Annotated in this window: 18 protein-coding genes; 7 read left to right on the top strand and 11 right to left on the bottom strand. The window is 68.5% G+C overall.

Annotated elements, in window-relative coordinates:
- Window positions 1-81 precede the first annotated feature (81 nt).
- The 8 genes from RBS12_RS04910 to paaA form a co-directional block, all read right to left on the bottom strand.
- Entirely contained in the window at window positions 82-1245 is a 1164-nt protein-coding gene (locus RBS12_RS04910; RefSeq protein WP_307964959.1) for an MFS transporter, read from the bottom strand.
- 202 nt (window positions 1246-1447) lie between these two features.
- Window positions 1448-2836, bottom strand: coding sequence for a glutamate decarboxylase (locus RBS12_RS04905; protein WP_307964958.1), 1389 nt, complete (start codon window positions 2834-2836; stop codon window positions 1448-1450).
- Between the two features lie 95 nt (window positions 2837-2931).
- Window positions 2932-3714, bottom strand: coding sequence for an enoyl-CoA hydratase/isomerase family protein (locus RBS12_RS04900; protein WP_307964957.1), 783 nt, complete (start codon window positions 3712-3714; stop codon window positions 2932-2934).
- Between the two features lie 33 nt (window positions 3715-3747).
- On the bottom strand, window positions 3748-4944 hold the full coding sequence (gene paaE / locus RBS12_RS04895) for a 1,2-phenylacetyl-CoA epoxidase subunit PaaE (RefSeq protein ID WP_307964956.1): 1197 nt from the start codon (window positions 4942-4944) through the stop codon (window positions 3748-3750).
- A gap of 37 nt (window positions 4945-4981) precedes the next feature.
- Window positions 4982-5479 carry a 1,2-phenylacetyl-CoA epoxidase subunit PaaD gene (gene paaD, locus RBS12_RS04890; RefSeq protein WP_307965283.1) on the bottom strand — a complete coding sequence of 166 codons (498 nt, stop codon included), beginning with the start codon at window positions 5477-5479 and terminating at the stop codon, window positions 4982-4984.
- Window positions 5479-6345, bottom strand: a complete 867-nt coding sequence (gene paaC / locus RBS12_RS04885; protein ID WP_307964955.1) for a 1,2-phenylacetyl-CoA epoxidase subunit PaaC — start codon at window positions 6343-6345, stop codon at window positions 5479-5481. The genes paaD and paaC overlap by 1 nt, the downstream gene beginning before the upstream one ends.
- The gene (gene paaB / locus RBS12_RS04880) at window positions 6342-6650 is read right to left on the bottom strand and encodes a 1,2-phenylacetyl-CoA epoxidase subunit PaaB (RefSeq protein WP_307964954.1); all 309 of its coding nucleotides are present in this window, start codon (window positions 6648-6650) and stop codon (window positions 6342-6344) included. Before paaB ends, paaC begins: the two co-directional genes overlap by 4 nt.
- Window positions 6650-7657, bottom strand: a complete 1008-nt coding sequence (gene paaA, locus RBS12_RS04875) for a 1,2-phenylacetyl-CoA epoxidase subunit PaaA (RefSeq protein WP_307964953.1) — start codon at window positions 7655-7657, stop codon at window positions 6650-6652. The genes paaB and paaA overlap by 1 nt, the downstream gene beginning before the upstream one ends.
- A 153-nt stretch (window positions 7658-7810) precedes the next feature.
- On the opposite strand from paaA, the gene lepB reads away from it, so the two are divergent.
- Window positions 7811-8533 (top strand): signal peptidase I, encoded by a 723-nt coding sequence (gene lepB / locus RBS12_RS04870; protein WP_307964952.1) that lies wholly within the window; start codon window positions 7811-7813, stop codon window positions 8531-8533.
- Between the two features lie 62 nt (window positions 8534-8595).
- On the top strand, window positions 8596-9276 hold the full coding sequence (locus tag RBS12_RS04865; RefSeq protein ID WP_307964951.1) for a low molecular weight phosphatase family protein: 681 nt from the start codon (window positions 8596-8598) through the stop codon (window positions 9274-9276).
- On the opposite strand, the gene RBS12_RS04860 is transcribed toward RBS12_RS04865, so the two are convergent.
- Genes RBS12_RS04860 through RBS12_RS04850 form a run of 3 tightly spaced genes read right to left on the bottom strand, consistent with a single transcriptional unit; the run spans window position 9249 to window position 12778 of the window.
- Entirely contained in the window at window positions 9249-10955 is a 1707-nt protein-coding gene (locus tag RBS12_RS04860) for a polysaccharide biosynthesis tyrosine autokinase (protein ID WP_307964950.1), read from the bottom strand. The genes RBS12_RS04865 and RBS12_RS04860 overlap by 28 nt on opposite strands.
- Window positions 10956-11009: 54 nt before the next feature.
- Window positions 11010-12401: a hypothetical protein gene (locus RBS12_RS04855; protein WP_307964949.1), complete on the bottom strand. Its 1392-nt coding sequence runs from the start codon at window positions 12399-12401 to the stop codon at window positions 11010-11012.
- Window positions 12398-12778: a hypothetical protein gene (locus tag RBS12_RS04850; protein WP_307964948.1), complete on the bottom strand. Its 381-nt coding sequence runs from the start codon at window positions 12776-12778 to the stop codon at window positions 12398-12400. Before RBS12_RS04850 ends, RBS12_RS04855 begins: the two co-directional genes overlap by 4 nt.
- 237 nt (window positions 12779-13015) lie before the next feature.
- Here RBS12_RS04850 and RBS12_RS04845 point away from each other — a divergent pair, with 237 nt between their 5' ends.
- The 5 genes from RBS12_RS04845 to RBS12_RS04825 all read left to right on the top strand — a co-directional run bounded on the left by RBS12_RS04845 (window position 13016) and on the right by RBS12_RS04825 (window position 19314).
- Entirely contained in the window at window positions 13016-14059 is a 1044-nt protein-coding gene (locus tag RBS12_RS04845; RefSeq protein WP_307964947.1) for an LCP family protein, read from the top strand.
- A 66-nt stretch (window positions 14060-14125) separates the two neighbouring features.
- A complete protein-coding gene (locus RBS12_RS04840; protein ID WP_307964946.1) occupies window positions 14126-16369 on the top strand; it encodes a S9 family peptidase in 2244 nt (747 codons plus the stop codon).
- A gap of 228 nt (window positions 16370-16597) precedes the next feature.
- Entirely contained in the window at window positions 16598-17188 is a 591-nt protein-coding gene (locus RBS12_RS04835; protein WP_307964945.1) for a hotdog fold thioesterase, read from the top strand.
- Window positions 17189-17338: 150 nt separating this feature from the next.
- On the top strand, window positions 17339-18604 hold the full coding sequence (paaK, locus tag RBS12_RS04830) for a phenylacetate--CoA ligase PaaK (RefSeq protein ID WP_307965282.1): 1266 nt from the start codon (window positions 17339-17341) through the stop codon (window positions 18602-18604).
- A 68-nt stretch (window positions 18605-18672) separates the two neighbouring features.
- Window positions 18673-19314, top strand: a complete 642-nt coding sequence (locus RBS12_RS04825) for a TetR/AcrR family transcriptional regulator (protein ID WP_307964944.1) — start codon at window positions 18673-18675, stop codon at window positions 19312-19314.
- Window positions 19315-19424 lie beyond the last annotated feature (110 nt).

Raw genomic sequence — 19424 nt, 5'->3', positions numbered from 1 at the left:
CGGCAATCGTGTCGGAGCGAGCCAAATCTCTCCCGAAGGAAGAGATGCTGTCAATGCCCCGCGCAGGCCCGAGCCGATCGGCTAGGGGTTGGCTGGCGACATCGATTTCCTGAACGCGGTGATCGCGGGCAAGGCCAGAACGACCAGAACCGCGTCGACGGCCCAAGGCGCCCACGGCGCGAGAGGGACGAGCCCGGAGAAGAGCGGCGCCACAAGTGCCGCGGCGGTGAATGAGTACTGGAAGAGCGAGAAATACGCGCCCCTCTGTTCCGGGGGTGCGATCTCGGCCAGGAGGGCGAAGACTCTTGGGCCGCCGATGAGGCTTCCCCCGCTGAGCAGCGCGGTCACAGCTATGAGAGCCACGGGCCGGAACTCGGTGGGAAGGGCCACGAGCACAGCCATCCCGACTCCCCACGCGGCCTGCAAAGCCGCCGCCACAACGAGATTCGTCGTCCGCCTAAAGCCGGAGGTTCGGGCCACTGCCCACGTCCCGGCGACGGCGCCGAGGCCCGTGTTGACCGCGATTGAAGCGCCGACGACCCATCCAGGGGCACCGAGGGCACCATCGGCGTACGGGGGCATCAGGACCAGGAACAGATCCACGCTCAGGAACAGCAGGAAGGCGACAGCGCACAGGAGGAGGAATGCCCGATTGCGCAGCGGCGCCCAGACGTCCACGAGCCGGGTACTTCTGGCGGCGGCGGTCGGCCGTGTCGAAGGCACGGCAACCGCGAGGATCGCCGACGCGACGAGGAAGGTGGCGGCATTCAAGACCACGCAGGCAACCAAGCCGGCGTCATCCGGAACTCCGAGAAGGATACCGCCCGCGAGGCCGCCGGCCCCGAACGCTGCGGTGCGGACTACGTTCACGGTCGCGAAAGCCCGGTCGTGATCCCCGCCGTGCGCGGCCTCGGAGGTCATCGCCCCGAGGGCGGAATAGAAGACCTGCACGCCAGCCGCCGTCAGGACGGCCGCGGTCACGGCCAAAGGGATATCCCTCGCCACCAGATAGGCGAGCATGCCGAGCGACTGGAGCAGCTGCGACAGCACGACGACGCGTCGTGGCCCCCACCGGTCGACATACCGCGCAACGGCCGCTGGAGCGAAAGTCCCGACCAGGGTGCCGGCAGCCAAGACTGCCCCGGCCGTCCCCAGCGGGATTCCGGCGACCCGCTCGAGATACACGAGAGTCAGGGGAAGGAACAGGCCAGAGCCGAAGTTGTCCACCCCAAGACTGATCAGCATCGCCCGGAACCCTGGCCGTTCCCGGCGTCGCACTGCGGTCCTCTTCACCATAGGCCTCTGCGCCATTGGCCCCTGCACCATCGGGCCACTCTCGCACTCCCACGGATGGACAAGCCAGTCACATCTCCGGCGCAAGCGGCTGATCGGCGCCCGCGGCTGATCGAGGTGTGGGCGGCACGACCGCCCCTGAAGCCCTCGCCTTCTAGTGGTGGAACGCCTCAGTGTGCCCGGGATCAGGGAAGGCTGCGTTCGCCGAGTCAAGGTATGCGACGGCGCCGCGGAGGTCGTCGAGGAAGCTCGCGGCGAGGTCCCGTGTGAAGCCATTCCGCACCACGACCCGCTGCACCGTGAGGTCCGCGAGCCCATCCGGCATTGGGTACGCCGGAACGAGCCACCCCGCCATCCGGAGCCGATCCGAGAGGTGATGCAGGTTCCACTTGTCCGTGTGGCCGGGCTTGAGCCGCCACGCGAAAACCGGGATGTCCGAACCGTCGTTCCACAGTTCGAAGGCGTCCATGGCCCCGATCTCGTGCGCGAGGTACCCGGCGACGTCGCGGCACGCCGCGTGGACCGCCCGGTAGCCCTCGAACCCTAGCCTCAAGAACAGGTAGTACTGCAGGAGCACCTGTGCGCCGGGGCGCGAGAAGTTCAGCGCGAACGTCGGCATGTCCCCGCCGAGGTAGCTCACGTGGAACACGAGGTCCTCCGGCAGGGCGTCGCGATCCCGCCACACGACCCATCCGAGTCCCGGGTAGACAAGTCCGTATTTATGCCCCGACGTGTTGATCGACACGACGCGCGGCACCCGGAAGTCCCACGCGAGCTCGGGCTGGAGGAACGGCGCGACCATAGCGCCCGAGGCCCCGTCAATGTGGATCGGCACGTCGAGACCGGTCAAGGCCTCGATCGCGTCAAGCGCCGCGGCGACCTGCTGCACCGGCTCGTACATGCCCGTGTACGTCACGCCCATGATCGCGACGACGCCGATCGTGTTCTCGTCGACGTACTCGTTGAGTCCGTGCCCGTCGAGGACGCGATGGTTCTCCGAGATCGGCACATAGCGGGCCTCGACCTCGAAGTAGTTGCAGAACTTCTCCCAGCACACCTGCACAGCCGAGCTCATCACGAGGTTCGGGCGGTCCGTCGGCTTCCCAGCGGCCCTGCGCGCGTGCTGCCAGCGGCGCTTGAGCGCGAGGCCAGCAAGCATGCAGGCCTCCGAGGAGCCGATCGTCGACGTGCCGACGGCGTTGGCCGGGTCGGGCGCGTTCCACAGGTCCGCGAGCATGCGCCAGCACCGGTGCTCGATCTCGGCTGTCTTGGGATACTCGTCCTTGTCGATCATGTTCTTGTCGACGGTCTCGGAGTAGAGCCGCGCAGCCTCGGGCTCCATCCATGTGCCAACGAACGTGGCGAGGTTGAGGCGCGCGTTGCCGTCGAGCATCGCATCGTCGTGGACGATCTGGTACGCGGTCGAAGGCAAGGACTCGCCCCCGGGGATCGTAAAGCGGGGAAACTCGGTCGATTCGCCCGGCCGGCTGAACAGCGGGTTCAGCTCGACGTTGACCGCGGCCTTGGCCGAGCGGGAGGACACGGACTGGTGAGTTGCTCTCCGAGAAGCCGTCACGGGCCCCAGCCTAGCCCCGGCGCGTTAACGTCCGGAAAACACCGGCTCGGTCTTGTGAACCGCTACTTCCCGGAAAACACTGGCTTTCGCTTTTCTTGGAACGCCTTGAACCCCTCGCGGTAGTCGTCCGAGTCGCACAGGGCGGCCTGCGCCTTGTTCTCGGCGTCCATCGACTCCCACAGCCCGAGGCGTCGGTCCCGGACCTGCGCAACAAGCTCCTTCGAGGCCACGAAGGCGCCCGTGGCCCCCTGCGCAACGCGGGCCACGACCTCGCGGGTCCGCTCGAGCAGCTCGGCCGCCGGGAACGACCGGCTGAACAGCCCGGCCCGTACGGCCTCCTCGCCGCTCATGAGCTCGCCCGTGTAGACGAGGTCGAGCGTGCGATGCATGCCGAGGCGCTCCGTGAAGTACCAGTGCCCGCCCGAGTCGAGCGTCGCGCCGAGATTGGCGAACGGCGAGCCGATCTTCGCGTTGTCGGCGACATAGACGACGTCGGTCGCGAGCAGGAGCCCGAGGCCCACCCCGAGCGACGCCCCCTGGGCGGCCGCGAACGTCGGGGCGGGGAACGCCGCCATCTTCTGCATGAGCGGCGTGACGAGCCCGCCGAGGTAGCCGAGGACGTCGTCGTCGGCCGGGTCGACGCCGGAGATGTCGCGGCCCGCGCAGAACGCGCGGCCCACTCCGCGCAGCAGCAGCGCCCGCACCTCGCCGCGGGAGGCGGCGGCGGCAGCGTCGTCGTATGCCTGGGAAAGCTCGGCGAGCGCGGAAGGGTCGACGGCGTTGAGCTTGCCTGGGGCGTCGAGGACCACCTCGGCAACGCCGTCGGCAATGGTCAGCGAGATCAAAGCAGCCTCCTCGGCATCGGGGCGGGCGGGTTCTTACGCATCGAAGTCCACGGACACGGCGTCCGACGTCGGCCGCGACTGGCACGTCAGAACGTACCCGCGCTCGATCTCGTCGGGCTCGAGCGCGTAGTTCTCGGCCATCTCGACCGTACCCTTGACGAGCTTCGCACGGCACGTGCCGCACACGCCGCCCGCGCACGCGAAGGGGACGTCGGGTCGAAGGCGCAGCGCCGCGTTGAGGATCGTCTCGTTCGCGGCCACCGGGCTCTTGACGACGCCCGAAAGCCCGTCGAGACGGAACTCGATCTCAAACGTCTCGCCGGACTCGTCCTCGACAACCGGCCGCCCGATGTTCCCCTCGAGATGCGTCGGTGTGCCGGTCGTGAAGAGTTCGAAGCGAACGTTCTCGGGCTCGACGCCGCGCGCGGAGAGCGTGTCCCGCACGAGCTGGACGAGCTCGAACGGCCCGCACAGGAACCATTCGTCGACGTCGTCCGCGTGGATGACGGTGTTGAGCAGCGTCGTGAGCTTCTCGGCGTCGACCCGGCCCGAAAGCAGCGGCGAGATGCGCTGCTCGCGCGAGAGCACGTGATGCAGCGCGAACCGGGCGGGGTACCGGTCTTTGAGGTCGGCGAGCTCCTCGACGAACATGACGTCCATCGCGGCCTTGTTCGCGTAGATGAGGTCGAAGCGGACGTTGTCGTTTGCCGCGAGGACCGTTTTCGCGATCGCGAGAACCGGCGTGATCCCGGAGCCCGCGGCGACGGCGACGAACGTGTGCTCCCGCTCCGTGTCGATGCTCGTCGGGTCATTGAGGCCCGTCATCTTGTGCTTCGAGATGAATGCTCCGGCCGGGCTCATGACGTCGAGCGTGTCGCCAGGCTTGAGATTCTCGTTGGCCCACGTCGAGAAGAGCCCGCCGAGATCCCTCTTGATCGCAACCCGGATCTCGCTGGTGCCGTCCTCGAAACGGCGCGGCACGGCGCAGATCGAGTAGCTGCGGCGAAGTTCCCGGGCCTCCCCCGACGCGGGATCGGGAAGCTGCGAGCGGAGCGCGACGTACTGTCCGGGGACATAGTCGTATTCGTCGGCGAGCGCGGCCGGGACGTCGAACGTCACCTCGATCGCGTCATTCGTGAGGCGGCGGACCTCGCTCACCTCGAGCGTGTGGAAGGACGCACGACGGCGGGTGGTTCCTTCCGTGCCTGCGTCAGTCAGCTGGTCGGTCATCGTGGGCACCTCGGAGTCATCGGTGTTGGCCTCAAAATCAGAGCACTTTGAAGTAGTCGAAGGGTTCGTGGCACTCCTGGCACACGTAGAGCGCCTTGCACGAGGTCGAACCGAAGCGGGACATCTCCCGGGTGCTGAGGGAATGGCACCGCGGGCACTTGACGGTGAGTCCGAGCCTCACGGGACTCGCGTGCCCCGCTTTCCCTGTGGGCGGCGCAATGCCATACTCTGCGAGCTTGGCTTTGCCCTCCGCCGTCATCCAGTCCGTGGTCCACGCGGGGGCCAGCACGAGGTCGACCTCGACCTTCTCGTGCCCGGCGTCTTGGAAGACCCTCACGAGGTCGTCGCGGATCGCGTCCATCGCAGGACAGCCCGAGTACGTCGGCGTGATCGTGAGGCGCACCGTCCCGTCCGCTTCGACGCGGCCGTCGCGGAGGATCCCGAGATCCTTGATGCTCAGCACCGGGATCTCGGGGTCGTTGACGGTCGCGGCAAGGGCCAAGACGTCCGCGTCGGTCGCGATGTTGCCTGTCATCACCATGTCGCACCCGGATGCTTGCGCGCGAGGACCTGCATCTCGGCGAGCAGGTAGCCGAGGTGCTCCGTGTGGAGGCCGCGGCGCCCGCCGCCCATGGCACGCGGGAGCGCGGGCAGGGACAGCGTGGCTTCGTCGATCACTGCTGCGATCTCGGCGTCGAACTGTTCGCGCAGCGTCGACGGGCGCACGCCCGCGTCGCCGAGGCGTTCGAAGAGCGCGTCTTCGTCGAACAGCTCGTCGACGTACGGCCACACAAACTCGAGCGCGGCCTGCATGCGCTCGTGCGATTCCTCCGTGCCGTCGCCGAGGCGAAGCGTCCACTGGGTCGCGTGATCGCGGTGGTAGTCGACCTCCTTAAGGGCCTTGGCCGAGATCGCGGCGATCATGGTATCGCTCGAATTCACGAGGCGCGAGTAGAGGAGGTGCTGGTAGATCGAGACGATGAGCTGGCGCGCAATCGTGACGCCGAAGTCGCCGTTGGGCTGCTCGAAGAGCCACGCCGAACGGAACTCCTCTTCTTCGCGCCAGTAGGCGAGATCGTCCTCGGACCTGCCGAGGGTGTGCCCCGCGTAGATGAGGAACGAACGCGCGTGGCCGAGGAGGTCGAGCGCGATGTTGCCGAGCGCGATGTCCTCCTCGAGCTCGGGGCCGCGCGAGATCCAGTGGCTCAGCCGCTGGGCCAGGATCAGCGAATCGTCGCCGAGGCGCAGGGCGTACTCCGCGACGTCGTCACTCGGTTTGTCCGGCCGGACGGCGATGTCCTCGGGCCGCAGGGCGTTGCCCGGGGTAACGCGCGTGGCCGACGCCGCGGCGTCGCCGAAGCTGTCCAGCGAGTGGTCGGGGCTGGCGTGGGTGGCTGTCACAGGTGCTTCACGCCCTCGCTCTTGGTGTAGTACGTCGCGTGGCGATAGTCCTTGCCCTGCGGCGACTCGAAGAACGAGCCCTTCGCGTCCGGATCGGACGCGGTGATCGCATCCGAAGGCACGACCCAGATCGAGACGCCCTCGTTGCGCCGCGTGTAGAGATCGCGCGCATTGCGCAGCGCCATGGCGGCGTCCGGCGCGTGGAGCGAGCCCGCGTGGACATGCGAGAGGCCGCGGCTCGAGCGCACGAAGACCTCCCAGAGGGGCCAGATGTTAGCCGGCTGGCCCGTGGTGTCCTGGCTCATCAGGCGGCACCTACCTTCTTCAGTTGCTTCTCCGCATAGGCGCGTGCGGCCTCGCGCACCCACGTCCCGTCCTCATGCGCCTCGCGACGGCGCGCCATGCGCTGCGCGTTGCACGGGCCACGGCCCGCGATGACGTCCTTGAACTCCTGCCAGTCGAGCTCCATGTGGATCCACTGGCCCGTCTCCTCGTCGAAACGGAGCTCGGGGTCAGGCAGCGTGAGGCCAAGGACCTTGGCCTGCTCGACGATCATGCCGACGAAACGCTGGCGCAGCTCGTCGTTTGAGAAGCGCTTGATGTTCCACGCCATGGACTGCTTGGAGTTGGGCGAGTCGTCGTCCGGCGGCCCGAACATCATGAGCGCGGGCGCATAGAAGCGGTCGACGGCGTCCTGCGCCATCTGCTTCTGCTCCGGCGTGCCGTGGGAGAGCTCGAGGAGGATCTCGAAGCCTTGGCGCTGGTGGAACGACTCCTCCTTGCAGATGCGCACCATCGCGCGTCCATAAGGGCCATAGCTCGCGCGGCAGAGCGGCACTTGGTTGGCGATCGCGGCACCGTCGACGAGCCAACCGATCGCGCCCATGTCCGCCCAGCTCCGCGCCGGGTAGTTGAAGATCGACGAGTACTTGGCCTTGCCGTCCAGGAGCTGCTGGTTCAGCACGTCGCGCGGCGTGCCGAGCGTCTCGGCCGCCGAGTACAGGTACAGGCCGTGGCCGGCCTCGTCCTGGACCTTGGCCATGAGGATGGCCTTGCGCTTGAGGCTCGGGGCACGCGTGATCCAGTTGGCCTCGGGCTGCATGCCGATGATCTCCGAGTGGGCGTGCTGCGAGATCTGGCGCACGAGCGTCTTGCGGTAGGCCGCGGGCATCCAGTCCTTCGGCTCGATGCGCGAGTCCTCAGCGATGATGCGGTCAAAATACGCCTGGCCCGCGATGTCCTCGGCGGACCGTTCAGGGGCGGGGGCTTCGTTGCCTGCCGTGGGCACGGGCTGCAGCTTCGCAGCGGCCATAGCTCCTCCTCAAATAATTACCGACCGTTCGTTCAGAATATTCGGGGCTTCCGACGCCGTCAAGCCGCCGACCCGGACCATGACCGCGCGAGGGGCCTCGCATGAATTGGATAGCATGGCTATCCAGCACCCGCACCGAGGAACGAAATCCCCATGGCACGACGCCGACTGCCGCTCTGGGCCACCATGGCTCTCAACGTCCTCGCCGCCCTCGTCGTCGTTTCCCTCGTCCAGGCATTCGCCATCAAGCTCGTCCGCATCCCGTCGGGCTCCATGGAGCGGACGCTCCGAAGCAGCGAGGCCGGAGGCGACCGCGTGCTGGTCAACCGGCTCGCCTACGTCGCGGGCGCGAAGCCCGAGCCCGGAGACATCGTCGTCTTCACCCGCCCGCGTGCCTGGTCCGCGGAGGCTCCGTGGGACCCGCGCGACGGGATCGCCGCCGTCGTCCGCGCCTTCGGCGACCTCACGGGCATCGGACCGTCCAACGGGGATTACCTCGTCAAGCGGGTCGTCGCCCGCGGGGGCCAGACCATTGCGTGCTGCGACGCGGAGGGCCGCCTCGAGCGGAATGGGCAGGGGGTCGACGAGCCTTACGTCTTCGAAGACCTCCCGTTCGTGCGCGGGCAGCACGACTGTACGACGACGCCGCGCTCCCCCCGCTGTTTCAGCCCCTTCGCTGTGCCGGACGGAGAGTTCGTGCTCCTCGGCGACCACCGTTCGGCGTCTGCGGACTCGCTCATCGCGTGCCGCGCGAGCCGGCCGGCAGACGTCGCGCCGTCGCCCGAATCATGCGTTCGGACTGTCTCGCTCGGCGAGATCGTGGGCCGAGTTGACGCGCGGATCTGGCCCCTCGACCGCTTCGGGCCGGTCACGTAGCAGTCAAGACGGGAAGGCAAACCGCGTGATCCGGCGCCACCGCCGATGTTAACGTTGACACGATGAGCGTCAGGACCCCCTTTCGCATCTTGGCGGTGTGCACCGGCAACGTGTGCAGGTCGCCTCTTGCAGAGCGCCTGCTGCAGTCCGGCCTCGACGAGGTCGCGCCGGGCGAGTTCGCCGTGTCGAGCGCGGGAACAAGGGCCCTCGTCGGGGACCCAGCGCAGCCGTTGTCGGCGGAGATTGCCGATCGGCTCGGCTCGACCCTTGATGGCTTCCGGGCGCGCCAGCTCACGGAGGCCCTCGTCACGGGGGCGGATCTCGTGCTCATTCTCGCCGAAACGCATCGCGCGGCTGTCCTGTCCGCCTCGCCCGCGGCGCTGCGCCGGACCTTCACCCTCCGCGAGTTCGCGCGCATCGTCGATCTCTTGCCCGGCCCCACGTCGCGTGAGACGGCGAGCGAGGCGTGGGCGCGGCTGGTGGCCAACGGAAACGCGGAACGGCATCGGGTCCGGGTCTCGGATCCCGCGCTCAACGATGTGTCAGACCCCTACGGCCTCGGGCCATCCGCCTACGAACGCATGGCCGACGAGCTGGTTCCTGCCGTGAGCGCCCTCATCACGGCCGCGGTGCCCCGAAAGCGCGGGCGCCGAACGGTCCAGGCGGGGAGCCGCGCCGCCGTCCGGGCAGCCGAGCGGCGCGGGCCCACAGAGATTCAGCCCGCCGAGCGCCGTCCCCGATAAGCGGTCCGCCCCGTCGGCACGGGCTCCCCTGGCATGGGCTGGGGAGCGGGCTCGGTCAGCACGGGCCATGCTTGCACCTGCTGCGTCGGCACGGGCTCCGCTGGCATGAGCTGGGCCGCGGCGCGGGCAAGCACGGGCTCGGTGGCAACGATGCCTTCGATCGTTTCGGGGCCGGCGGCATGGTCGAACGCGGGTGCGGCTGGGGTCACACGCGCGGGAGCAGACGCAGCCGTTCCACGACGCGCCTTGCCCTTGCCGCCACGCCCGCTCGTGTAGGTGCCGTAATAGCCGTAGCTGTAGTTGTCCGGCCCCTTGGTCGCGACGCAATTGAGGATCACGCCGAGCATGCGACCCCGCACCCGGGCGAGGTTGCGCAGGGCGCGGTCGAGGCTGTCCGTCGTCGTCTTGCGGGCCCTCGCGACGACGAGGGTGCCATCCGCGACCCGCGAGAGGACGGCCGCGTCGGTGACAGGGAGAAGGGGAGGCGTGTCGACGAGCACGACCGCCCGCTGGGACAGGCTTTCGAGGAGGTGGCCCATCGCGCGCGAGCCCAAGAGCTCGGAGGGATTCGGCGGGATCCGCCCCGCGGCAAGGATTCGCAGATGGGGCATGGGCCCCCATGACTGGAGCACTTCGTCGATCGCGGCCCGGCCTGTCAGGACATCCGTGACGCCAACGTCCCCAACAATGTCGAAAACCTTGTGCACCGTGGGCCGGCGGAGGTCACCGTCCACGACGATGACCTCTTCCCCCGCCGCCGCGATGGTCGCCGCGAGGTTCCCGATCACCGTGGATTTGCCCTCGGAGGGGAGCGAACTCGTCACGAGCAGGATGCGGGGCGGATTGTCGACGTCGACGAAGGAGAGATTGGTGCGGAGTTCGCGCAGGGCCTCGGCCATCGCGTGCGCCCCGCGGTTCGACCCCGACCCGGCAACGTCGTCGAGTACGCGAGTCGCCCCGGAGAGGCGCTTGTCAAGGGGAAGCGTCCCGACGACGGGAACCCGGAATCGCCGCTCGATCTCGCCACCAGCGCGGATGCGCCGGTCCAAGTGGTTGCGGACGAAGGCATACGCAAACCCCGCAAGAAGGCCCCCCGCGGCGCCGATTCCGAGCGCAAGCCGGAGGTTCGGCGAGACGGGAGCCGTGGGAACGGTCGCCTTGGCAAGGGCTACGACCTTCGATGCCGGCTCCATACCGGCCGTCGTATTGGCTTTCTCCATGCTGTAGACCTGCGCGGCGAGAGCGGTCACCCACGCGTCGGCAACGGTCTGGGCCTCGCGAGGATCCGAGGACCGCACGGTCACCTTGATCTCGGCCGTGTCCGGAAGGACGGCCACCGTCACGCGGCCGTCGAACGACTGGGCGCTCACGTCGAGGCCAAGGGCCTTGATGACGCGGTCGGCGACCAGGACCGACTCGCCGACCGACTTGTAGCTCTTGGCCTTCGACTTGGCGAGGGTGTCCCCCGCGAGGGAGAAGTTGAGGTTCTCGGCGCCGGCGGTCACCACGAGGCCGGTGGAATCAGCGGCATAGACCCGAGGCTGCACGAGGTACCAACCGAACGCGCCAGCCGTGGCCACCGCCGTAAACAGCAGAATGCCAAGCCAGTACGAGCGGATGACCGTGAGATAGTCCGCGAGCGAAAGCCCCCGCTCTTCTGCCGGTGCGTCAAGAGCCACCTGTGCCGTCCTCCCCCATAGTTGCGGCAACGTCCCAGCGATTGTAGCGACCGGTTACGGGCCGTCTTGTCCGAACCGTGAGACGACGCCGTGGGCCTCGAGCTCGGCGACGGCTGCGGCGAGGCTTGCCTCGTAACCATCCGGAAGGCCGACCTCGGGCGCGATTCGCTCGGCGATGCCGGCGAGCGTGAGCGGAGTGCCCAATGCCTCCCAGATCAGGGGCCCGATCCCGCTCAGCCGGATCACGTGGTGACCCACCATCGCGAGCAGTTCCTCAGCTCCGTCGTCGCGAGGGATGCTCACGGCATCCACGACCTCGGCCCGACGCACAAAACCGCCATTTAGCCAGGCGCCTTTGTCGTGGAGCCGACGATCGCCGTCGTCGCGAACGGCGCCGTCGTCGAGGACCGCAGGGTCGTCGAGGACTGCAGGGTCGTCGAGGACCGCGCCGTCGCTTGGTGCGGCGCCGTCGTCAAGAACGGCGCCGTCGTGTAGCGCAGACGCCCATTCGCGAGCGAGGGGCGCGCGATCAAGAAGTGCCGGCAGGAGCGCCGCGAGGTCCAGCGCGTCGCGATACTCGACGCGCACCGCACCACCGCACGCATCAAGAGTCGAGCACAGCCACTCGAGCGGCCGGTCGATGCGGGCCAGCGACGAGGTATGCGGAGCGAGCTCGATGAGTGCTTCAGCGTGGCTCAAGGGCACGACGCGCGGCCAGTCCCCGGCGGCGTCCGGGGATCCGTCGCCTTCCGGGCGGCGGTCGAGGAGGACGACGGCGCCGAGCGTCGCCGCACGCGGTGCGACGCGCAGGCCGGCCTCATCCGGGCCGACTTGGTGCTTCGGCCGGCGAGATCCGCTGGCGACCACCGAAAGCGGCTTCGCGTACAGCTCGAGGAAGCCCGAGCGGTCGAGCGCGACGGTCTCGTCCGTCACGTAGCCCCATTCGCGGCCGAGCACCCTTGTCGCGGTGGTCTTGCCCATGCCCGAGGGCCCAACGAGGGCGGCCGAACGCCCCGTGGCCGGATCTGCGAGGGCCGCCGCGTGCAGCATAAGCAGCTCCCCGGCGCGTGCCTCGATCGCGCTGAGCGTGACGGCGCTCGTGAGCTCGGACGCGAAGCGCTCGGGCGATTCCCCCTCGATTGAGGCCACCCCGCGCTCCGTGCGCACGCTCGCCCGAAGGGGTCCGCTGGGGGCCCGGTGCGTCGCGGACGGGCCTCCGTCGGACCGGCCACCGTCGGACGGGGCCCCGTCGGACCGGCCACCGTCGGACGGGCCACCGTTGAATCGCGGAGGTCGCGGCGCGCTCGGACGGACAGCTTCCTCGACGTCGAGGCACCTCGACCAGGCACGGCGCAGCGCTGCTGCGAGCTCGGGCGCGAATCCCTCCTCGAAGGCGACCTCCACGGCGACCCCCAGCACGCGGAGCCTGAGGCCATCTGGCGTCATCCGATCGCCTCGGCGAGGCCCTGGCACTCGAGCTGAGCGAGGAATTCGGCCAGCTGGCGCGCCATCGCGGCCGCGCCGTCGTCGGCTGCGCTGTTGTCACTCGGGCCGTTGTCAGCGGGGCCGTTGTCATCCGCGCCGTCGTCGGACGCGCTGTTGTCACTCGGGCCCTTGTCAGCGGGGCCGTTGTCATCCGCGCAGTCGTCGGACGCGCTGTTGTCACTCGGGCCGTTGTCAGCGGGGCCGTTGTCATCCGCGCCGTCGTCGGTCGCGACCCCTTGGGGCTCGGTGACCTGGGACTCGGCACCTCGGGGCTCCGCACCGGCTGTGTAGACAAAGATGTCTCTGAGTTCGACGAGAATGTCCGCCTCAGTGCGCACCCCGTCAATAAGACCCCAAATGATAGCTGCGGACCCAGTCAGGACAACAGGTTTCTCCGCCTGCAGATTGAGCAGAGCCACTCGCCCTTCATCCTCGGCCGCGACTTCGGCGACAAGGGCACTTTTGCGCCAGATTGACATCACTTTTCCTCCCCCATGTGCATCCCGGGTCTTGGCAACGGCAAGCTCCGGGGCACACTGATACTAACCGCAGCTCCTGACAAGAGAAGAGGGATCGTGACCGACCAGATCGTGGCCCGCAAAAAGAGGAATCGCACGACGTTGTACGTCCTCCTGAGCGCCCTGCTCGTCGTCGTGCTGGCTGCGGTTGCGGCCCTCATCTACCTCGGCAGCCTCTCGCGGAGCTTTGACTCGCAGACGAAGAAGCTCCCGGCCGTATTCCCGAGCGAATCGGTCCGGCCGCAGGCCTCGGCTCCCGCCGCGGACGGCAAGACGGCCATGAACATCTTGCTCGTCGGCTCGGACAGCCGCGCGGCGACGATCACCCAAGCCGAGTCCGGGACGCCGTCCGACCAGCGCTCGGACACGATGCTGCTCGTCCACATCCCGGCTGACCGGAAGAACGTGTACCTCATCTCGATCATGCGCGACCTCTGGGTTCCGATTCCGGGCTACGGCAGCGCGAAGATCAACGCTGCCCTCGCCTTCGGCGGCGTCCCGCTCATGGTCCAGACCGTCGAGTCAGTCCTCGGCCAGCGCCTCGACCACGTCGTGTTCATGGACATGGAGGGTTTCAAGAGCGTCACGGACGCCGTGGGCGGGGTGACCGTCAACGTTCCGAAGACCTTCGATGCGAGGCAGACCTCGAACTACCACTTCGACGCCGGCACACAGACCCTGAACGGCGACCAGGCCCTCGCGTTCGTCCGCGAGCGCTACGCCTTCCCCGACGGTGACTACCAGCGCGTGCGCGATCAGCAGATTTTCATCAAGGCCCTCGTCGCGAAGCTCGCGACGCCCCAGACACTTGCGAATCCGGTGACGCTCGCAAATGTCGTGAATCAGTTCTCGCCGTACCTCGCCGTTGATTCTGGCTTCAACTCAGGGGCGGTGGTGTCCCTCGGCCTCGAACTGACGGGCGTCAAACCCAGCGACATTGTGTCATTTACGGTGCCAACAAATGGGACGGGCTGGTCGCCTGACGGCCAGCAGTCGATTGTTATTTTCAACCAGCCCGCAACGAGTGCGCTCGCCGACGCGATGGCAAAGGGGACAATGTCCAAATACGTGGCGGACAACAAGCTCCAAAACGGGAACTAGCCCGGTGCAGAACGGGTCCTAGGGCCACCGACGGCGAACTCGTCGCTCCCCACTAAGGTGGGGCCTATGAACGAAGCCCTCGCTCCGGCGCCGGCCGGCCAGGCCGCAGCAGTCCCGCCCGTCGCCAAGAAGGTGCCGACCTTCCGCGAGCACCACGGAGACACGTTCGCGGACCAATACGAGTGGCTGCGGGACAAGGAGAGCCCCGAGGTCGTGGCGCACCTCGAGGCCGAGAACGCCTACACGGAAGCCGTGACGGCCGATCAGCAGCCGCTCCGGGACGCGATCTTCGCCGAAATCAAGGGCCGCACCCAGGAGACCGACCTCTCGGTTCCAAGCCGCCTCGGCGACTGGTGGTACTACTCGCGCACGATCGAGGACAAACAGTACCCGGTCTACTGCCGCGTCGCGGCGGAGGGCGCCCCCGCCGGCGCGCAGTCAGGCGCGGCCCTCGAATCGTGGACGCCGCCCACCGTCGTCGCGGGTGCGGCGGTACCGGGCGAGCAGGTGCTGCTCGACGGGAACGCGGAAGCCGAGGGCAAGCCGTTCTTCGCGCTCGGCGGCGCGACCGTGAGCCGCGACGGCATTCTGTACGCGTACACCGTGGACAACACAGGAGACGAGAGCTTCGCTCTCCGCATCAAAGACCTCGGCGTCGGACAGCAGCTCCCGGACGTCATCGAGCACGTCTTCTACGGGCTCGAATTCTCTACGGACGGGCGACGGCTCTACTACGTCGTGGCGGACGAATCGTGGCGCCCACATCAGATCCGTGTCCACACCCTGGGCACGCCGGCGGAGCAGGACGAGGTGTTGTTTGAAGAGCGCGACGTAGCCCAGTGGACCTCGCTCGACCTCTCGAGCGACCGCCGGTGGCTCCTCGTGAGCATCGGGAACTCGGAGTACAGCGAGACCCGATACCTCGATCTCGAAGACCCCGATGCGCGGCTCGAGCTCCTGATCGGCCGCGGCGAGCGCATCCTCCACGCCGCGGACATCTTCGAGCACGACGGCGCCGCCCACGTCCTGCTCGCCCACAACCGTGACCCGCAGGGCGCAAAAGCGGTCAACAGCATGGTCTCCGTCGCGCGGCTCGCCGAGTTCGCGAAGCCGCTCGCCGATCAGCAGTGGCTGACCATCGTCGCCCACGACGATGCCGTCAAGATCGAAAGCGCGGAGGTCACCTCAAGCCACCTCGTCGTCTCGCTCCGCCGAGACACCATCGAAACCGTCCGCTTCGCACCCCTCGCGGAAGCCCTCGCCGCGCTGGATTCTGCGGCCGATGGCCACCCCGCGCCGTCGTTCGCAGAGCCCGCATTCGGCGAGGAGCTCTACACGGCCGGGGCCAGCGTCTCTGACTACCGCGCTCCGGTCGCACGGCTCTCCTACACGTCCTATTTCACGCCGCCGCGCGTCTACGACTACGTCCTAGCGACCGGCGAGCTGATCCTGCGCAAGGAGACGCCCGTGCTGGGCGGCTACGACCCCGCGGACTACGTCGCCGAGCGCGCGTGGGCAACGGCCGACGACGGCACCCGGGTTCCGCTGTCCGTCCTGCGGCGGGCGTCGGTGCTGCCCGACGGGACGAACCCCGCCCTCGTCTACGGATACGGCTCGTACGAGGTCAGCATGGACCCGGGCTTCGCGATCCCGCGCCTAAGCCTCCTCGACCGCGGCGTCGTCTTCGTCGTCGCGCACATCCGCGGCGGCGGGGAACTCGGCCGCCGCTGGTACGAAGACGGCAAGAAGCTCCGCAAGAAGAACACGTTCACGGACTTCGTCGCGGCCGCGGACTGGGTTGCGGCCTCAGGCTGGGGCGATCCGTCTCGCCTTGCGTGCATGGGCGGCTCCGCGGGGGGCCTCCTCATCGGTGCCGTGCTCAATCTCGCGCCGGAGAGGTTCGCCGCCGCCGTCGCCCAGGTCCCGTTCGTCGACGCGCTCACGACCATCCTCGACCCCGAGCTCCCGCTCTCGGCCCTCGAGTGGGAGGAATGGGGCAATCCGATCGAGGACGCCGACGTGTACGCGTACATGAAGTCCTACACGCCGTACGAGAACGTCCGCCCGGCCGGTTACCCCGCCGTCGCAGCCGTGACCTCGTTCAACGACACGCGCGTGCTGTACGTAGAGCCCGCGAAATGGGTCCAGGTGCTGCGCGAGGCCTCGACGAGCAGCCGGCCGATCGTCCTCAAGACCGAGATGGACGCCGGCCACGGCGGCGCCTCCGGCCGGTACGAAGCGTGGAAGGACCGCGCCTGGGACTACGCGTTCATCGCGGACGCCCTCGGGGCTCGGGAGCTGCTCGCGTAGATCCGGACGCGAAACGCATGCGCGCGCCTTAGCCGCAAAAGCGCGGCGGGCCCGGCGCGCCCTTGCGGACGAGGCGCGCCCTTGCGGGCGTGTGCGCCTTCGCGGGGTCCGCCATGCCTGGGGTCTCGACTGCGCCCCGAGGTGCCAGATGACAGCTGTGTGCCTTGACACATCCGCGCGCATGGGATTACCTAATGAACATTCGGTAAAGAAATGCGAGGTATCTCTATGAGCGACGCTGCTCAACCGGAAACGCTCTCTCGGCTCGCCCACCCCATCCTGACCGACGACTACGCGACCGAATGGATGGGCCTCGAGGTCCTCGCGCTGGGAGAGGGCAGCGCAACGGTCGCCACGACCGTCCGCCGCGAGATGCTCAACGGCTTCGGGATCGCCCACGGCGGGATGATCTTCGCCATCGCGGACTCGGCGTTCGCCCTCGCGTGCAACCCCCACTCCCCTGACGACGACGACAACACGATCACCGTCGCTGCCGGCGTCGACGTCAATTTCCTCGCCCCGGCCCACGTGGGCGAGCGCATCACCGCCGTCGCCGAACGCCGCGCCCAGACCGGGCGCAGCGGCCTCTACGACGTCCAGGTCTTCGCGGCTCCGCCGCACAGCACAGCCCCGCCGCACAGCACCGCCGCGCCGCACAGCACCGCCGCGCCGCACAGCGGGCCGGAGGGGACGCCACCGGCATCGGCATCGGCATCGGGCGACGGCGCGTCCCCGGCCCGCGCGACCCCAGCCGGCGCTCCCGCGCCGCGGCTCATCGCCGAGTTCCGCGGGCGCTCCCGCACCATCCCCAAGCGCTGAGCAACGAGCCTCCCTCCCCTCTCCCGCCCTCACGCCCCCAAGACTCAAGATCCACGACCCAAGAGAGACACCGTGACCGCTTCCGCCCCCGCCCACCCCGCCCCTGGAGCCTCGCCCTTCGGACCCGCCGTCCTCGACGTTGAGGAGACCATGTCGCGGGACCAGATCGAACACCTCCAGCTCGCCCGCCTCCGGGAAACGCTCCAGTACGCGTACAACCGCGTCCCCCTCTACACGCGAAAGTTCGACGAGGCCGGCGTGCACCCGAGCGACATCAAGGAGCTCTCCGACCTCGTGAAGTTCCCCTTCACCACGAAGGAGGACCTCCGCCAGGAGTACCCGTTCGGCATGTTCGCCGTCCCGATGGACCAAGTGGCCCGCATCCACGCGAGCTCCGGCACGACGGGCCGCCCGACCGTCGTCGGCTACACGAAGCAGGACCTCGACAACTGGGCCACGCTCGTCGCCCGCTGCCTCCGGGCCTCGGGCGTCCGCCCCGGTATGAAGGTGCACAACGCATACGGCTACGGGCTCTTCACGGGCGGACTCGGCGCCCATGCGGGCGCGGAGAAGCTCGGCGCGACGGTCATCCCGATGTCAGGCGGCCAGACCGAGAAGCAGATCCAGCTCATCGGCGACTTCGCGCCGGACGCGATCCTCTGCACGCCGACGTACCTCCTGACCATCGGCGACGCCATGATGCACAAGGGCCTCGACCCCCGAGCCACATCGCTCAAGTACGCGGTGCTCGGCGCCGAGCCGTGGACGCAGGAGATGCGCCACGAGCTCGAGGAGATGTTCGACATCAAGGCGTGCGACATCTACGGCCTCTCCGAGGTCATGGGCCCCGGCGTGGCCGGCGAGTCGGTCGAGACGCAGGACGGGAGCCACATCTGGGAGGACCACTTCCGCCCGGAAATCGTCGATCCCTTCGACCTGGGCACCGCGATGGAGGACGGCCAGACCGGCGAGCTCGTGTTCACGTCGCTCACGAAGCAGGCCCTCCCGATCATCCGCTACCGCACGAAGGACCTCACGGCCCTGCACCCCGGCACGGCGCGCCCCGGCCATCGCCGCATGGGCCGCATCTCGGGCCGCAGCGACGACATGATCATCCTGCGCGGCGTCAACCTGTTTCCGTCCCAGATCGAGGAGATCGCGCTCCGCATCCCCGAGCTGAGCCCGCATTTCCAGCTCGAGATCACCCGCCCGCACCGGATGGACGAGCTCACCGTCAAGATCGAGCCCCGAGAGGGCACGACGGCGGAGCAGCGCACCGCCGCGGGCGCGGCCCTGCGCCAGCAGATCAAGATCCACATCGGATCGTCGTGCCGCATCGACGTCGTCGAACCCGGCTCGCTTGAGCGCTCGAACGGCAAGCTGCGCCGCATCTACGACCTGCGCACCAAGGCCTAGCCGAACCCGCGCCCAGCCAAACCCGCGCCTAGCCAGACCCACCCACCCACCCGAATAGACTTGAACCCATGCCATCCGCCGCCGCAACTGAGACACCCGGACCCGGCCCCACAGGGCCAGCGCCCACCGGACGGCGCGGCCGGCCCGGCTACGATCAGCAGTCGGTGCTGAACGTCGCCGCCGAGGTGTTCAACCGGCACGGCTATGACGCGACGTCCATGGGGATCCTCGCCGAGAACCTCGGCATCTCGAAGTCCGCGATCTACCACCACGTGCCCTCGAAGGAGGACCTGCTCTCCCTCGCGCTCGAGCAGGCCCTCGGCGGGCTCGAATCCGTGTGGGAGTCGCCCGAGACACAGCACGGAACCGCCGAGCAGCGGCTCGAGTTCGTCGTCCGCTCAACGGTTCGGGTCCTCACCGAACGGCTCCCGTTCGTGACGCTCCTCCTCCGGCTGCGCGGCAATACCGAGACCGAGCGGAAGGCCATGGAGCGCCGACGCGGCTTCGACCGCAAGGTCGCGGAGCTCATCGAGGAGGCCCGCGAGGAGGGAACGGTGCGGAGCGACATCGACCCGCGCACCGTCTCGCGCCTCCTGTTCGGCACGATCAACTCGATCGTCGAGTGGTACCGGCCCGGAGGCTCCCTCACCCCGGCGAAACTCGCGGACGACGTGGTCGCGGTCCTCTTCGATGGGCTGCGAGCGGACTGACGCCGGGGGCGGGCTCCGCGAGGGAGGCGCCGGGGCTGGCTCCGCGAGGCGGGCATGTTCAAGAATGAACTCTTGCTGAATTGATCGCCTCCCCCTCCTTCGGGGATAAC

Source organism: Sinomonas sp. ASV322 (genome assembly GCF_030908245.1).
GTDB lineage: Bacteria > Actinomycetota > Actinomycetes > Actinomycetales > Micrococcaceae > Sinomonas.
The sequence above is the reverse complement of the archived record's forward strand: the minus strand, read 5'-3'. Positions and strand labels throughout refer to the sequence as shown.

Excerpts from the sequence above, each read along its gene's own strand:
- lepB (WP_307964952.1), top strand. The coding sequence starts at position 7,811 with ATGGCACGACGCCGACTGCCGCTCTGGGCCACCATGGCTCTCAACGTC.
- paaD (WP_307965283.1), bottom strand. The coding sequence starts at position 5,479 with ATGACAGGCAACATCGCGACCGACGCGGACGTCTTGGCCCTTGCCGCG.
- RBS12_RS04910 (WP_307964959.1), bottom strand. The coding sequence starts at position 1,245 with ATGCTGATCAGTCTTGGGGTGGACAACTTCGGCTCTGGCCTGTTCCTT.
- paaK (WP_307965282.1), top strand. The coding sequence starts at position 17,339 with ATGTCGCGGGACCAGATCGAACACCTCCAGCTCGCCCGCCTCCGGGAA.
- RBS12_RS04835 (WP_307964945.1), top strand. The coding sequence starts at position 16,598 with ATGAGCGACGCTGCTCAACCGGAAACGCTCTCTCGGCTCGCCCACCCC.
- RBS12_RS04855 (WP_307964949.1), bottom strand. The coding sequence starts at position 12,401 with ATGACGCCAGATGGCCTCAGGCTCCGCGTGCTGGGGGTCGCCGTGGAG.
- RBS12_RS04825 (WP_307964944.1), top strand. The coding sequence starts at position 18,673 with ATGCCATCCGCCGCCGCAACTGAGACACCCGGACCCGGCCCCACAGGG.
- RBS12_RS04865 (WP_307964951.1), top strand. The coding sequence starts at position 8,596 with ATGAGCGTCAGGACCCCCTTTCGCATCTTGGCGGTGTGCACCGGCAAC.
- RBS12_RS04840 (WP_307964946.1), top strand. The coding sequence starts at position 14,126 with ATGAACGAAGCCCTCGCTCCGGCGCCGGCCGGCCAGGCCGCAGCAGTC.
- paaA (WP_307964953.1), bottom strand. The coding sequence starts at position 7,657 with ATGGCCGCTGCGAAGCTGCAGCCCGTGCCCACGGCAGGCAACGAAGCC.
- paaB (WP_307964954.1), bottom strand. The coding sequence starts at position 6,650 with ATGAGCCAGGACACCACGGGCCAGCCGGCTAACATCTGGCCCCTCTGG.
- paaE (WP_307964956.1), bottom strand. The coding sequence starts at position 4,944 with ATGACCGACCAGCTGACTGACGCAGGCACGGAAGGAACCACCCGCCGT.